At 34.8% G+C, this 15,429-nt stretch carries 16 protein-coding genes; 4 read left to right on the forward strand and 12 right to left on the reverse strand.

Annotated elements, in window-relative coordinates; translation table 11 throughout:
• The first annotated feature begins 132 nt into the window (after positions 1-132).
• Positions 133-1,245, forward strand: a complete 1,113-nt coding sequence (locus tag LC076_RS15530; RefSeq protein WP_226670021.1) for an MFS transporter — start codon at positions 133-135, stop codon at positions 1,243-1,245.
• A gap of 119 nt (positions 1,246-1,364) precedes the next feature.
• On the opposite strand, the gene LC076_RS15535 is transcribed toward LC076_RS15530, so the two are convergent.
• From LC076_RS15535 to LC076_RS15550, 3 genes are all read right to left on the reverse strand, one after another.
• Positions 1,365-2,537 carry a thiolase family protein gene (locus LC076_RS15535; protein ID WP_226670022.1) on the reverse strand — a complete coding sequence of 391 codons (1,173 nt, stop codon included), beginning with the start codon at positions 2,535-2,537 and terminating at the stop codon, positions 1,365-1,367.
• A gap of 902 nt (positions 2,538-3,439) precedes the next feature.
• Positions 3,440-3,943 (reverse strand): signal peptidase I, encoded by a 504-nt coding sequence (gene lepB, locus LC076_RS15545; RefSeq protein WP_226670023.1) that lies wholly within the window; start codon positions 3,941-3,943, stop codon positions 3,440-3,442.
• A 14-nt stretch (positions 3,944-3,957) separates the two neighbouring features.
• Positions 3,958-4,569, reverse strand: coding sequence for a TVP38/TMEM64 family protein (locus LC076_RS15550; RefSeq protein ID WP_413466000.1), 612 nt, complete (start codon positions 4,567-4,569; stop codon positions 3,958-3,960).
• 163 nt (positions 4,570-4,732) lie between these two features.
• Between LC076_RS15550 and LC076_RS15555 the strand changes: the two genes are divergently transcribed.
• Positions 4,733-5,092 carry a hypothetical protein gene (locus tag LC076_RS15555; RefSeq protein WP_226670025.1) on the forward strand — a complete coding sequence of 120 codons (360 nt, stop codon included), beginning with the start codon at positions 4,733-4,735 and terminating at the stop codon, positions 5,090-5,092.
• Between the two features lie 49 nt (positions 5,093-5,141).
• Here LC076_RS15555 and LC076_RS15560 read toward each other — a convergent pair whose 3' ends face one another.
• The 3 genes from LC076_RS15560 to LC076_RS24200 all read right to left on the reverse strand — a co-directional run bounded on the left by LC076_RS15560 (position 5,142) and on the right by LC076_RS24200 (position 6,790).
• Complete coding sequence (locus tag LC076_RS15560) at positions 5,142-5,330, reverse strand: hypothetical protein (protein ID WP_226670026.1); 189 nt, start codon at positions 5,328-5,330, stop codon at positions 5,142-5,144.
• Between the two features lie 636 nt (positions 5,331-5,966).
• The gene (locus LC076_RS15565; protein WP_226670027.1) at positions 5,967-6,539 is read right to left on the reverse strand and encodes a competence protein ComK; all 573 of its coding nucleotides are present in this window, start codon (positions 6,537-6,539) and stop codon (positions 5,967-5,969) included.
• 128 nt (positions 6,540-6,667) lie between these two features.
• Positions 6,668-6,790, reverse strand: coding sequence for a hypothetical protein (locus LC076_RS24200; RefSeq protein ID WP_264191576.1), 123 nt, complete (start codon positions 6,788-6,790; stop codon positions 6,668-6,670).
• A gap of 155 nt (positions 6,791-6,945) precedes the next feature.
• On the opposite strand from LC076_RS24200, the gene LC076_RS15570 reads away from it, so the two are divergent.
• Positions 6,946-7,182 (forward strand): IDEAL domain-containing protein, encoded by a 237-nt coding sequence (locus tag LC076_RS15570; RefSeq protein WP_146949467.1) that lies wholly within the window; start codon positions 6,946-6,948, stop codon positions 7,180-7,182.
• A gap of 407 nt (positions 7,183-7,589) precedes the next feature.
• Here the strand turns inward: LC076_RS15570 and aceA are convergent, their stop codons facing one another.
• From aceA to LC076_RS15600, 6 genes are all read right to left on the reverse strand, one after another.
• Positions 7,590-8,870, reverse strand: a complete 1,281-nt coding sequence (gene aceA / locus LC076_RS15575) for an isocitrate lyase (protein ID WP_226670028.1) — start codon at positions 8,868-8,870, stop codon at positions 7,590-7,592.
• A 99-nt stretch (positions 8,871-8,969) separates the two neighbouring features.
• The gene (gene aceB / locus LC076_RS15580; RefSeq protein ID WP_264191577.1) at positions 8,970-10,559 is read right to left on the reverse strand and encodes a malate synthase A; all 1,590 of its coding nucleotides are present in this window, start codon (positions 10,557-10,559) and stop codon (positions 8,970-8,972) included.
• 280 nt (positions 10,560-10,839) lie between these two features.
• Positions 10,840-12,108 carry a M48 family metallopeptidase gene (locus LC076_RS15585; protein ID WP_226670029.1) on the reverse strand — a complete coding sequence of 423 codons (1,269 nt, stop codon included), beginning with the start codon at positions 12,106-12,108 and terminating at the stop codon, positions 10,840-10,842.
• A gap of 101 nt (positions 12,109-12,209) precedes the next feature.
• Positions 12,210-12,515 (reverse strand): AzlD domain-containing protein, encoded by a 306-nt coding sequence (locus LC076_RS15590; RefSeq protein ID WP_226670030.1) that lies wholly within the window; start codon positions 12,513-12,515, stop codon positions 12,210-12,212.
• Positions 12,508-13,239, reverse strand: a complete 732-nt coding sequence (locus tag LC076_RS15595) for an AzlC family ABC transporter permease (RefSeq protein WP_226670031.1) — start codon at positions 13,237-13,239, stop codon at positions 12,508-12,510. The genes LC076_RS15590 and LC076_RS15595 overlap by 8 nt, the downstream gene beginning before the upstream one ends.
• Positions 13,240-13,378: 139 nt before the next feature.
• A complete protein-coding gene (locus tag LC076_RS15600; protein WP_226670032.1) occupies positions 13,379-13,930 on the reverse strand; it encodes a helix-turn-helix domain-containing protein in 552 nt (183 codons plus the stop codon).
• Between the two features lie 301 nt (positions 13,931-14,231).
• Here LC076_RS15600 and nagA point away from each other — a divergent pair, with 301 nt between their 5' ends.
• Positions 14,232-15,416, forward strand: coding sequence for an N-acetylglucosamine-6-phosphate deacetylase (gene nagA / locus LC076_RS15605; RefSeq protein ID WP_226670033.1), 1,185 nt, complete (start codon positions 14,232-14,234; stop codon positions 15,414-15,416).
• Positions 15,417-15,429: the final 13 nt, after the last annotated feature.

The raw sequence follows: 15,429 nt of genomic DNA on the forward strand, positions 1-15,429 counted from the left end.
CTCTCTCTCTATTTTACTTTACTTTTCAAGCAAATTCCATTTTTCATCACTACCAACATTTGTCTAAATTGATCTGAGCTTTATACACAGATTACTTGAAGAAATCATAAAAATAGATGAGGGGTGAGAAAAGTGAAGGAGCGTAATATTGCTGTTTTTATGTGGATTACTGCCGTATGTGTTGCAAGTAATATATATTTATTAATTCCGATCTACTCCGCTGTCGCTGATGGATTATCGATTTCATATGACGAAGCCGTATTTTCTAGTACAATCTTTATTTTTTGTTATGCCATAGGACTTTTAAGCTTTGGACCAATCTCTGAGAAATTCAGCAAAAAACATGTTCTCTTTCTCGGAATGATCATCTCTGCCCTTCTAACATTTTCTCTTGGCTTATCTTTCTCACAATCAAGCTTTTATATTTTCCGTGCTCTACAAGGTCTTGCTTTAGGTAGCTTTGCACCTGTCGCTTATGCATATTGCTTTGACAGCTTTACGCCAAAAATACGCACCTTTATTATCGCGATCATTAATACAGGATTTTTAATGGCAGGTATTATTGGACAGCTACTTAGTTCTTCATTTCTATTGATATTTAATTGGAGAGCTGTTTTTTATTTTTTAGGATTGATGTATCTTATTCTTTCATTTTTCACTTTTTATATTCTTCCTAAAACTTCATCTAAAAATTTAGTTTCTGAAAAAGTAAATTCTACTAGTAAGCTAGTGCAGCCATCAATAATAGTTGGCTTATTTCTTACTTTTTTCACATTAATGTCATTCGTTTCCTTTTACGAAGAACTTGCGCAATACTTTATTGGTCAAGAAAAAGTCCTTTTCTATACTCGCTGTATTGGCTTACTTGGAACACCACTCTCACTTTTTAGTGGAAAATGGTTAAAAAAACATCCTCCATTAAAAATCATCTTAGTTTGTTTATCCTTTATGATTGGTGCTTTCGCTTTTATGCTCCTAACAAAACAACTATTTCTCATCACATGTTTATCAATTATTTTTGTATCATCTATTGCCGTTTTAATTCCTAGTTTAATTACGTTTATTGGTGAATCAGCGGCTGACAAACGAGCAACAGCCATTTCCCTTTATTCTTTCACATTGCTAACTGGTGCTAGTGTCGGTCCAATGGTTTCAAGCTTTTTAGACTTTCAACACACCCTTTTTCTATTCATCTCAATATTTTGCATCGGATTTATTTCATTCTTTTTTCTTAGACGCTGTTAAAACATTGTTGGCTTTTTGTTACAGACAGTCGCTATCTGCGGAAAATAATGAGGTTCATTTTTTCCTCCGAAATAAAATAACAAAAGAGGCTAGTACATCCAGCCTCTAATCACAACAGTTTATTCTCTTTCTAAAAATAGAGCGACCCCAATACCACCGCCAACACATAAGGTTGCCAATCCTTTTTTAGCATTTTGTTGCTTCATTTCATGTAAAAGACTAACAACAATTCTTGAACCTGTGCAGCCTATTGGATGTCCTAAGCTTATTCCACTTCCATTTACATTCACCTTATCTCTGTTCAACTCAAGTTGCTTTTCAACGGCTAAATATTGAGCAGCAAACGCTTCGTTAATTTCTACAACATCTATATCATCAATAGACCAACCTAATGCAGCTAACCCCTTTTTCACTGCAGGAACTGGTCCTATCCCCATTACCTTCGGATCTACACCTGCTACTGAATAGTGTGAGATTTTTGCTAAAATAGGGATTCCCCTTTCTTCAGCTTCTTCTCTTGACATTAAAACAAGTGCAGCGGCTCCATCATTTAAAGACGATGCATTACCAGCTGTGACTGATCCTCCTTCTCTAAAAATTGACGCTAAGGACGCTAATTTTTCACTTGTTACCTGCTTAGGTCCCTCATCTTGAGAGATGGTTATATTTCCTTTTCTTGTACTAACATTAATTGGGATAATTTCTTCCTGAAACTTTCCACTTTCAATGGCAGCTAAAGCCCGAGTATGACTTGATAAAGCAAGTTCATCTTGTTCTTCTCTTGAAATTTGATATTCCTCTGCAACATTTTCAGCCGTTTCTCCCATCATAATATGATGAATCGGATCTTCTAATATCTCCCAAACACTATCTGTCACCTGACCATGCTGAAGACGAGATCCCCAGCGATGTTGCTTAAGTATGTAAGGACTTGAACTCATTGCTTCAACTCCACCAGCAATAACGATGTTTGAATGACCTGTTTGAATTTGCATAGCAGCCGATATAATTGCCTGCATTCCTGATGCACATTGTCTTTGGATCGTATAACCAGTTGTTTTATCAGGAAAACCTGCTATTAAAGCAGACGTTCGTGCTGTATTCGGTTCATCAGTTCTTTGAATACAATGACCTAAAATGACTTCTTCAACATCCTTTTTTTCCAACTTACTTCTTTTCACAACCTCATCTAATACTGGCACTGCAAGCTGTGTAGGCAACAAATCCTTGAAAGCGCCTCCAAAAGAACCAATAGGTGTCCTCACTGCAGCTGTGATAACAACTTCACGCATTTCCCATCCCCCTTAGTTAGTAAACTCGTAAAATAGTTATAAATCGGGTATGTACCCATGTTTTTATTATAATATAGATTTATATCATTTTATAAAACTTTCTTGATTTTGTTTGAAGACCTTTAGATTGGGGCTTCGGCTCGATTTTGTCTTTCATAAGCTTGAGACATTTAAGCGAGCGGAAAGACCGAATAAATGTCTGTCATAGAGGTGATGAAGGACTTAAGTGAGAGGAAAGACCAAGTAAATGTCCGTCATAGTGCTGATGAAGGACTTAAGCAAGAGGAAAGACCGAGTAAATGTCCGTCATAGTGCTGATGAAGGACTTAAGCGAGGAGAAAGACATAGTAAATGTCCGTCATAGTGCTGATGAAGGACTTAAGCGAGGGGAAAGACATAGTAAATGTCCGTCATAGTGCTGATGAAGGACTTAAGCGAGAGGAAAGAGATTAAGTAAATGTCCGTCATAGTGCTGATGAAGGACTTAAGCGAGAGGAAAGACCGAGTAAATGTCCGTCATAGTGCTGATGAAGGACTTAAGCAAGGGTAAAGACCAAGTAAATGTCCGTCATAGTGCTGATGAAGGACTTAAGCAAGGGTAAAGCATGAGTAAAAGTTCGTCATATAATTGATGAAAGACATAAGTACAGAGATGCGGTGTTCCTGGAAACTAAATTAGGAAATGTAATATTAGAATGTGTTCTACACAACGCAACAGTCGTGAATATTGTTGGGTTTTCTTTCAGAATTAAAGATCACTTAGAAAAAGAAGATGTTAATTCATTTTTGAACATTCATAAACGATCAAAATTGTACATCGCTAGCTTGACATTTACACATTTAAAGAGTAAAAACAAAAAATGCCAACTCTATAAGGAATATTTTCATCCTGAGAGTTAGCACTAGTCTTTGTTTTTTACAGTTCCGATAACATCAACAATTTTCACAAGTCCAAAATGACGGCTATCACGACTTTGAATTCGATTATCTCCAATAACAAAAATATAACCTTTTGGAATTCTAGTTTTATTTGTAATTTCTTCTAAGGTGAAATTACCTATTTGGTTGTTCACCTTATTTTTCTTTTCATCTAAAAACGGCTCGTTGACTTTTTTTCCATTAATAAAAAGCTGATCATCTTTATAATAAATTTCGTCGCCAGGTAATCCAATAACCCGTTTTACATAAATTTCCTGCGTATCTTCTAACTGAAAAAGAACAACATCAAATCGTTTAAGCGATTGAAAATAAATTCCTAACTTATTTATAGAGAGTAACCGTCCTTCTTCATAAGTAGGTTGCATAGAGACTCCTTCAACCTTGTATTCAACAAATATATAAGCTTTAACAAAAATAGCCAAAAAACAAATACCGACTGCTGAAAAAGCAATTCCTTTTTTCTTCATACGACCCTCCTACTTTAATGGTCTCTATTTTTAACTGTTATCGTTCTATTTAAACGATGCTCCACTTTTTTCCCAATATACCATAACAAAAAGATAACAACTCCTGCTATGATTGATCGAATGGGCTGAGTAATAAGTGCCTGAATATCCTGACCAACAAAGCTAACCATAAAAATCATCACAAACTTACCAGCTAACACAGCTAAGATAAATTGCCAAAAGCTTATGCGTGAAAGCCCTGCAACTACATTTATTGCTGCAGATGGTGTAAATGGAAAGCATAATATAAGAAAGAGTGGACTAAAGCCTCTACGTTCAATCCAGGTCAGTAGTTTTTTAATCCCCTTCCTTTCACGAAGCTTTTTAAAGATCGTAAATTGTCCGAGCTTTCTCATAATAATAAAGACAAGTATAGCTCCTGCAGAGGCACCTATCCATGATAGAAAAAAGCCCATCCATAGCCCGAAGGAGTTGACGTTCGCAACAATAAGTACAACTAGAGGTAAAAAAGGTAAAAAAGCTTCTAATAATGGCAATAATATAGCAAAAAAAGGACCAAATGAACGATATGTTTCAAATAGCTCCATTAATTGATCGATTGTAAATAGTTCCTGTAGTGTCTCCAAATTCATCTTATGCTCCTCAAATTAGTACCTTTACTTATTATCTATTCTACACATTAGTAACAAAACTTTAAAGTTAACAGCCCAATATTTTTCCTTGCATCCTACAGAAAGTTCAATTATAATCAATTAGAACAAGTGTTCTGTTTTGAAAGGAGCATTTATTTTGACCAGAATACCAAGTGATATCAGGGACATCATTGAACAATCAATCTATATACCCATGGCAATTAGTATCTTCAATCGTGACTTATCCACAATAGAGAATAGTCCATTTAAATTACATCGTCCGTATCTTACACTAGTAGAAGAAGCCTTGAAATTGGCTCAAAAAGATTTAGCTGATGTAAAACGGAATTTACATCAACATAAAATTAAAGTACATCAAGTTGAACGAGATGAAGCTTTTACATTGTATTCCTTTATCTTCAATGGATACGAAGAAAAACACAATTACTTTAATCCACGAATTCGTAATAAAGTTTCAGAGCTAATGGAAATGTATCTATTTAAGCCTACAAAATAATTGTATATGTTTTTCCTTCACAACCATGATGTGTAAAGGACACTAACTTCTATGTCCAATCGAACACCTTACCTATAAATCTTATGAAATACCAAAGTATTCTAAAAGGAAGAAAGATCAGTTCTGGAACGTAAAAAGCAATATCTAGCACACCGTCCATGAAAGTATAGCGATCTGAATTGTTCTTTCTTATTTCTTTTTTTCTCTTATATGTTTCTTTTCTTTTTTTCAACCACATAATGAATGCTCCTTATCTCTATTTAGAACTAATTATTTCATACATCTTATTAATCATTTACTACGGATCAGTGACAATAAAGTTTCTCAATAGTCACTAAAGCATTCCAAGTCATTTTAGCATTGTTATTAAGCTAGGGATTGATAAGAATACAAAAAAAGATCATATTAGTGAAAACGTTTGGAAGCTCTCTCTAAAAATGATCTCTTACTTTTATAAATATAGGAGGTGACACACTTAACACCCCCTATATTAAGTTTAATTAAAGTCCATAAGTGATAAGCACATTTTGTTAATCAAAAAGGCTATGTTAAAGCTTAAGGTTGTTTTTTAGCACTTGGTTGATTGGAGTGAAAGGCATGAGACTCCTGCGGGAGAAGCGTGTCGAAGGGAGACCCCACAGGCGCTTGCGCCGAGGAGGCTTCCTGACCTAGGAAAAAACGAACTGCATTTTTTCCCGGGAAAGCGAATGCCTGTAACAAAAATCAACCACAAAGTTTAACAGAGCCATCAAAAAAGCTCTATAATACTCTTCTTAATTAAGCAACTCATTGTTTTGTCAGATGATACATATAGACCGTCTAAGAAAAGCAAACACCTTGAGCAAGCAGATTTCAAAAAATACCTCTTTCATAATTAGGAATAACGATTTAACTCCCTAATAATTTGTTCATAAAATGTATTAACTTCACCCTCGCCTTTTGGCAATAATAGCATGTTCATCTTTCTTTGCTCTTGTTCAATTCTTGAAGACATAATTGTTCGTAGCTGAGCTGTACGGAAAAGCTGATTTTCAAAAGAACCAATTGACATATTAAGGATGACTGTCTTGTTATTTGTAAAAGTCACTTTAGTATTATCATGTTCAGCTTCTGAATATCCTTTTACATAGCTATGTGAAAGCCATGCACATTGTGGTCTTGATGAGGATGTCGTGGGGAAAAAATAGAGAGAATTCGTTGGATCAATGACGATTGGTGGTTTATGTGTTACGCCCATCACATCTTTTGTTCCATCCTTTCTACCCATATAACTACTACCATAGTAAGAGCAGCTTTCACTTATTAGTTCTAATGGACGTTTTTCTACTACAAGATTCTCCTCAACTTCCAGTACTTCCGAGAACATTTTATTTGTGGTATCAGGTAAAATTGCCATAGTAAAACGATTAATTGTATAATCTTCTACTTGGTTTGTATTTTTGCTCACTCAACTACACCTCTCACTTTTATTAGGTAATTACTCCCATAAACAATCTAGCATGTAAATTCTAAAATTTCTATATATTTACAAAAAAACAACAAAAAAGTGACTTCTTTTACAAATATGTAATGAAGTCACTTTTCATTTTGTTGCTGTTCTTCTGGCTCATTTACAAATTCATTCTCCTCATTAATCTCAAATCCTATAAGCGGATTTAAAGCAGTTGGAGATAGTTCCATCTCTCTTTCTTTTGACATTATTATTCACATCCTTAATAATAGCTTTTCCTTCGTTTACTATTTCATACAACTGAAATTTATTCCTGTTAAATTTTTTAAAAATTTTTAATATTTAGTTGATTTTTAAGCTCTTATTCCATACAATATAAAAAAGGCATCAGGGGTGATCTTTCATGAAAAATAAAAAGTCGTCTTACACTGAGATCATGAAGTCCCGTAACACAATGAAAAACGTTCCATCAGAACATCCTGTATTAGACATGTACATTCAAATGGTTGTTGATGAAGCTTTGTTTATCCGAAAGAAAGCATTGCTAGAAGAACGTATTAATGATGCACTTGACACAAAGAACAAAACAGTATTTATGACATTATCAAAAGAATACAGCGTATTGCGTAAGTTAGGATAAGTAGATTTATCTAAAAAGATCCAGCATCCTCGGATGAAGTATGAAGGTCGTTAGCTTTTCGATCTTTATCTTTAAAAGAGGTTACTGGATCTTTTTTGTATTCTAAGTTAAAGAAAAACATACTAATATTTAAATAAATGTACGCTCCATTACGTTACAAACACAAGATTCGCGGTGGTTGAAGCTCAGCCTCCTCCCTCGGCTAAGCCTGCTTATGTGTCAGCACTGCTTCCATAGGAATTGAGTGTCTTCCGCTCTCTATTCCACTCATTCTTAAAAAAGTAATAAGACCCGAACTATCAGGCGAAAGATCAATTGAACGATCACCTAATAATTCGGGTTTATTATTAGCTTAAATACTTATGTCCCAGCCACTTTTCACCTTAATAAGAGCTTCTACCTCTTCTTTAAGCTTTTGTAAATTGCTCTGCTTCAGTTGAGCCTCTCAATGCTGTTGTTGATGATGTTCCACTAGAAATTGTTTGAGCAACTTCATCGAAGTACCCTGTTCCAACCTCCCGCTGGTGTCTAGTAGCTGTATAGCCATGTACCTCACTACCAAACTCTGCTTGTTGTAGCTCAGAATATGCTGCCATCCCACGATCACGGTAGCCTCGTGCAAGCTCAAACATGCTATGATTAAGTGCGTGGAAACCAGCAAGTGTCACGAATTGGAATTTGTAGCCCATTTTCGCAATTTCTTTTTGGAAATTAGCGATCGTCTCATCATCTAGTTTCTTTTTCCAATTAAATGATGGTGAACAATTGTACGCTAATAATTTTCCTGGGAACTTCTCATGAATTGCATCAGCAAATTTTTGTGCTTGCTCTAAATTTGGCTCAGATGTTTCACACCAAATTAAGTCAGCGTATGGTGCATACGAAAGTCCTCTACTAATTGCTTGATCTATACCAGAACGAGTGCGGAAAAATCCTTCAACTGTTCGTTCCCCTGTAATAAATTCGTGATCAACAGGATCAATATCACTTGTGATCAAATCTGCTGCATCTGCATCAGTTCGAGCAATGATAATTGTAGGCGTTCCCATTACATCTGCAGCTAAGCGAGCAGAAATAAGGTTTTTCACAGCAGTTTGGGTTGGTAATAATACTTTTCCTCCAAGATGACCACATTTTTTCTCTGAAGATAATTGATCCTCAAAATGGACGCCTGATGCACCTGATTCGATCATTGATTTCATAAGCTCAAAAACATTTAATTGTCCTCCAAACCCTGCTTCTGCATCTGCCACAATTGGAGCAAACCAATCAATATCACCCTCATCCTCAAGATGCTGAATTTGATCTGCTCGCTGAAGAGCTTGATTTATACGTTTTACTACATTCGGTACACTGTTTGCAGGATACAAGCTTTGATCAGGATACATGTTTCCTGAAAGATTCGCATCTGCCGCTACCTGCCAGCCACTTAAGTAGATTGCCTTTAATCCAGCTTTCACTTGTTGAACAGCTTGATTGCCTGTTAGTGCGCCTAAAGCATGAATATAATCTTCTGTTTGAAGGTAATTCCACAGCTTTTCTGCCCCTCTTCTTGCAAGAGTGTGTTCAATATCAATTGAACCTCTTAAACGAATAACTTCTTCAGCACTGTAAGGACGAGTAATACCTTCCCAGCGTTTATCTAAGTTCCAGCTATTTTGTAGTGACTCAATTCTTTGATTATTCATTTCCCATTCCCCCATTTTGTTGTGTTATATTTGACTATTCTCATAAGAAAAATCAGGTTTATATTTATAGATTTCCTGTATGAAATCTATCATTGCAAACTATAGTTTTTCATAACTCGGGATTGTTAAAAAATCAGTAAAATCATCTAGCTTTACAAGTTCATCAAATACTGAAATTGCTTCTTCAAAATACCCCTTTTTAAATGCAATTTCACCAATTGTTTCTTTAATGCTACTAATCTCTTCATCTCTTAATTGGTCATAAAGTTTGAAAGTTAGTTTTCTTCCATCCTCTAAAATTCCACGTGGGTGACGAATCCATTGCCATACTTGTGCTCTAGAAATTTCAGCTGTTGCAGCATCCTCCATTAAATTGTGTATTGGAGCAGCACCTCTTCCACTAAGCCAAGAAGCAATGTACCTTATTCCTACATCAATATTCGTTCTTACGCCTTCTTCTGTAATCGTCCCATCAGGCACCTCTAGTAGGTCTTTAGCGGTTACTGCTACATCCACTCGTTTAAGATGAATTTGGTTCGGAGTTTTCATATGCTGATCAAAAACTTCTTTTGCCACCGGTACGAGTGCTGGATGTGCTACCCAAGTTCCATCATGACCATCAGTTGCTTCTCTCTCTTTATCAGCACGTACCTTATTAAATGCTTTCTCATTTTCTTCAGGGTTATTTTTTATAGGAATTTGTGCAGCCATTCCGCCCATCGCATGTGCGTTCCGTTTATGACATGTTTTGATGGCCAGTAGAGAATATGATCTCATAAAGTGAACAGTCATTGTTACTTGAGCACGATCTGGAAGAATAACAGATTCACAACTTCTAAGTTTCTTTAAATAGCTAAATATATAATCCCACCTTCCACAGTTTAAGCCAGCTGAATGTTCTTTTAACTCATACAGAATTTCATCCATTTCAAATGCAGCCATTATCGTTTCAATTAGAACTGTTGCCTTTATTGTTCCCCTAGCAATATTTAACTCTTCCTGAGCAAAAATAAATACATCATTCCAAAGTCTTGCCTCAAGATGATTTTCTATTTTTGGTAAGTAGAAATATGGACCGCTTCCTCTTTTAACAAGCTCATGAGCATTATGATAAAAGAATAATCCGAAATCTACTAAACTTGCAGACATTCGCTTACCCTCTAGTTCGATATGCTTTTCCTCAAGATGCCACCCTCTTGGTCTTACCTTCAACGTCGCTATATTATCATTCAGCTGATATACTTTACCGCTTTCATTTTGAAAAGTAATAGATCTACGAACAGCATCCCGAAGATTTATTTGTCCATTCATTGCATTTTCAAAGCTTGGTGATGTTGCATCTTCAAAATCTGCCATGAATACTTTAGCACCTGAATTCAAAGCATTAATAACCATTTTCCGATCAACAGGACCTGTGATTTCAACTCGGCGATCTTGGAGATCTTCTGGGATTGAAGCAACTGTCCAATCTTCGTTCCGAATATGTTCAGTTTCTTTCAAGAAGCCTGGAAGCTTACCATGATCAAGTTCCTTTTGTCTTTCGTTTCTTTTCTTCAACAGCTCTAATCTGTGATTACCAAATTTCCTTTCAAGCTTTTCAAGAAAATGTAATGCTTCTGGTGTTAGTACTTGATGAAATTGTTCTTGCATCTCTCCAACAACTTTACATCCTGTCATTTGTGTAGCCATCGCAGAAAGAACACCTCACTTTTATTGTTATAATACAGTTTTTTGTTACTAAAACTAATATATAACAGATTGATTGAAAATGGAACAATTTTCTTAAAAAAAGTAAAAAAAATCAAAATAGGTTAATTGGGACTGTATTTAGCTCCCTATATATCCATAAAAAATACCTAGTGCGAAATACACTAGGTCTAGAGAATCTGTTATAACACAGATTAAACATTATTGGAAAATGTAAGATAAACTTTTGAAACTAAAAATCAATATCTACTTCTTATGCTTATTATTTCTTCACATTTCCTTTTCCATGTTCCTCAAGGTAGATAATACGTTCAAGCATGGTTGGATGTGTATAACGGAAAATTTTTATTAATGTTGGTGGATTTACCTGACTTAAACCAGCTTTTGATAATTCCTGAAACGAACTAATTGCTGCTTCATGATTATTTGTCATCTCGATTGCATACATATCAGCTGATTTTTCTTGATAACGCGCAACAGTATTTGAGAGTGGATTTGAAGCAAAGGTTAATATTCCTAACAATAATAAAAACAGCGGAAAAGCCGTTAATTCCTTCATTGATTGAATTTTAAGCAATGAGCCAAAACGATTGATACAGAATTTCATGAGCCAATGTATAAACAATAGTCCGAACAAACTTAATAGTAAGTAACCTGCAATTCCAACATAAATATGCTTTTTCACATAATGAGCCATTTCATGAGCCATAATGAATAAAATTTCATCTTCATTAAGTTTATTTAATGTTGTATCCCATAAAACAATTCTTGAATTTGACCCTATTCCTGTTACATAAGCATTAAGTGCATTCGTTTTTTCTGACATATTTACTTCATAAACGTGCTCAGCCGGAATGTCTGATTTATCAGCAAGCTCTAGGATCTTTGTCTCTAACTCTTTCTTTTTTAATGGAGTAAAATCATTGTATAAAGGATCAATTAAAACGGGTTGGACAAACATTATAAACATTGAAAATGGAACAGAAAGTAACCATGCATATAGCCACCATTTTTTCTCAAACCGTCTAATCAACCAAAATACGACAATCACAATAAGGGTCATCAGTAAATAATTAACCCAAAAGTCTAATAGTTGATCTTTCATCCAAGCTGAAAAGGATTGTGTTGTAATATTATAGGACCTTGAAATTTTATACCCGATTAAATTAACTGGAAACGACAGTAATGCGACATATATAGATAACCAAAAGAAATATACCGCAGATTGTAAGATAGAAAATCTTGAAGTAGCTTTTGACCATTCTTGTGTTTTTCTTGATAAACCTGTGATTAAAAAGACAAATAATAAGAACCATTCAAATGGTACAGTAACCAAGTATAGAAAGTTCTTTATCGTTGAGTATTCCTGTGATAAAAGTTGTTCTCTTCCCGACATAAAGGTTGATGGATCAGCTGATGTTCCTAGATAAGGAACTGGAATACCAGTGTCCGAAAAGAAAAACAGATACCAATACACAAGTAATCCATAGATAAAATAGGCAAAAATAGATGCTGTTAGCCATTTCCTCAAGTAGACATTCCCCCTCGAACAAGCTCTTATTATAGTGTAGTAAGTACAGATTTCATTTAGAACTTAAAAGGACATTCTAGAGAACAACTTATGCCACTATCTTAGAAGAACATGCTATACAAAACAAGTGTCCCAATTGACCCCATAACAACAATAATCACATTTGCACCGGTAAACGCAATTAAGATTGCAGCAACTGCACCAATAATTCCAAAGAATAAATCATCACTTATTAGAAAAATACCTGGAACAATTAATGCACCTAATGTAGCATAAGGTACATTCTTTAATACATTTTGGACAAAAATCGGTAATTTTAATTGACTTAATGCCACAAGTGGAATCATTCGAGGAAGATATGTCACAAAGCCCATTCCAATAATCATCATTAAAATCATATTATCCACTATGATTCACCTCTTTATTTTCAACCTTGTGATAAACAAGCTCAACTACAACAGCTGAAACGATTGTTGACAAAACAATTGCCCATCCAGTTGATATTGCTTGAGAGGCATAGCAAAGCGAATTAAGAATTGCAGCAAGAACTGCTAAGTAGAGAACTTTGCGATGCTTTTTCAAAGATGGAATCAGCAGCCCTATAAACATGGCGTAAAGAGCAATCCCCATACTTTCTTGAACAGTTGTTGGAAGACTAGCTCCTATAACATAACCAACGCCTGAATTAATAACCCAGCTTGCATAGGAAATAAGCATTAAACCAAATAAATAACTTGCATTAACAGTTCCCTCTTTTGTAGAAGCAACTGTAAATGTTTCATCGGTTAATCCAAATGAATATAAAGCTTTTTTCCATAATGAGTCTTGTTCTACTTTTTCACTTAAAGAAGCCGACATTAAAAAATGACGAATATTCACAATAAATGTTGTGAATATAATTTCTATTACACCTGTTCCAACAGCAATTAAACTTAAAGCTATGTATTGTGAAGCACCAGCAAAAACGATTAAACTCATCATGACTGTTTCAGAAAGAGACAAACCTGTCGATTTTGCTAAAAGACCAAATGTTAAAGCAACCGGTAAATAACCAATCGCAATACTCAAACCGCCATGAGTACCTTGTAGGAAGCTAGATTGTTTTTTTCCTAAAGATGTGATTGTTGCCATCCTCTATTTCTCCTTTTCAAAAACCAATTATTTTTACATGATTTTCTGTGTTTCATTAAAAGTTGAGTTTTTTCTAGTCATAAATATTGATTAGAAAACTTACGTGAGGCTAACACATGAATTACTTAAAAATCCACACTTAAGCATAATAGATTAATAAATAACAGCTTGTTATTTGATGTGTATGATTAGCATATGTATGAGTTTGACTTGCCTCAAACCTCATTGAATCACCTTTTTTTAACACATAATCAACTTCTTGGATGATCACAGTTGCTTCACCATCACAAACAAGCACATACTCCTCCACACTACCATGATGACGATCTGATGTATGAACACACCCGGGCATAATCTCCATAAAATAGATTTCAAACTTTTTTGAGGAATCGAACGGAAAATAAGGATATACTTGTAATTGTTCATTATTTTCTGTTACCGCCGTTTTTTCTGAAAGCCTCACAACAGAAACTGTTGGCTCTTTTTCTTCAACTAATGATGAAAATGAAACCTGCAATCCATTTGCTATTTTCCATAGTGTATTAACAGTTGGACTTGACTCTCCTTTCTCAATTTGAGATAGCATTCCTTTACTTACACCTGTTATCTGTGCGAGCTGATCATAACTATATCCTCTAAGCTTACGAATATTCTTTAAATTTTCGGCAATTTGTGATTGAATTGAATTCATATTATCTCCCATAATTTGTTATTGTTTAATATATTATACAATTGTATTTTATAATATACAACATCTTTTGAAATACAATCTCCGTGCTTCAGAAGTGTGAAGTCTCTATACAAAATCTCGTATATTTCTTCCAATAATTCTGTCAACATTTTTGACGAGTCATTTAGAGTTACAAATTTGAAGAAAGTTTGGAATTCTTAAGGTGAGGTTATTTCTAACAAATTACTTCGAACAGATAACAAAAATGAAAGTATGTACGAAAAAATGAAGATAAACAACAGATATTGAGGTGATTAACATCATGAACCCTATTCCAAACAAGTTAATAATTAAGAATGGGACAATTTACTCTGAAGAAAAAGAAATAAAGAAGGGTTTTCTTAAGATAGATGGAGAAAAAATTAGTGATATAGGTGTTGTTGATGTTCTTTTAGATCCGCTTGATTACGAAGTCATTCATATCCCTAATAATTACAGTATTATCCCAGGAATGATCGATATTCACATTCATGGAGCAAATGGTGCTGATACAATGGACGCTACTAAAGAGAGTCTTGATATTATGGCTGCAACACTTCCAAAAGAAGGTACAACAAGCTTTCTAGCCACGACAATTACAGAGGATTCAAACGTAATTGATAAAGCTTTATTTAATGCAGGCAACTATATTAATGACACTAAGTCTGAAGGTTACGCGGAGGTATTAGGTATTCATTTAGAAGGTCCGTTTATTCATAAAGATAAAGCAGGTGCACAGCCTGTTCATTATATATTAGCCCCAAGTCTATCAACTTTTAAAGAATGGCAAAAAATCTCGGGTAATCAAATCAAGCTTGTTACACTTGCTACTGAGCAGCCTGGTGCTATTGAGTTGATTGACTATTTATCTCAACAAGGAATAATTGCGTCTATCGCACACTCACAAGCTACTTATGATCAAGTTGGAGAAGCAATACAACATGGTCTAACACATGTTACTCATCTATTTAATCAAATGACTGGCCTTCATCATCGAGAGCCAGGTATTGTTGGTGCTGCATTTTTTAGAGATGAGTTAATGGTTGAGGTTATCGCTGATGGAATTCATGTTCGTCCAGAGATGGTTAAACTTGCTTACAATCAAATCACAGACGAAAGAATGATTATAATAACTGATTCAATGAGAGCGAAATGGCTAGAGAATGGAAAGTATGATTTAGGTGGACAATTAGTAACAGTAACAGATGGAAAAGCGTTATTAGATGAGGATACGTTAGCTGGAAGTGTTTTAAAAATGGTAGATGCCTTTAAAAACATTCAACAATATACTGGTTGCTCCATTAAAAGTGCCATTAAAATGACTTCAGAAAATCCAGCAAAGCACTTAAATGTATTTAATCGTAAGGGAAGTATATCTATAGGTAAAGATGCTGATCTCGTTATTCTCGATGAAAAAATGGACGTATTTATGACAATATGTAAAGGGAGAATTGCTTATACAAAATAAGGAATCAGTGAAT

Source organism: Metabacillus litoralis (assembly GCF_020524045.1).
Taxonomy (GTDB): Bacteria; Bacillota; Bacilli; order Bacillales; family Bacillaceae; genus Metabacillus; species Metabacillus litoralis_C.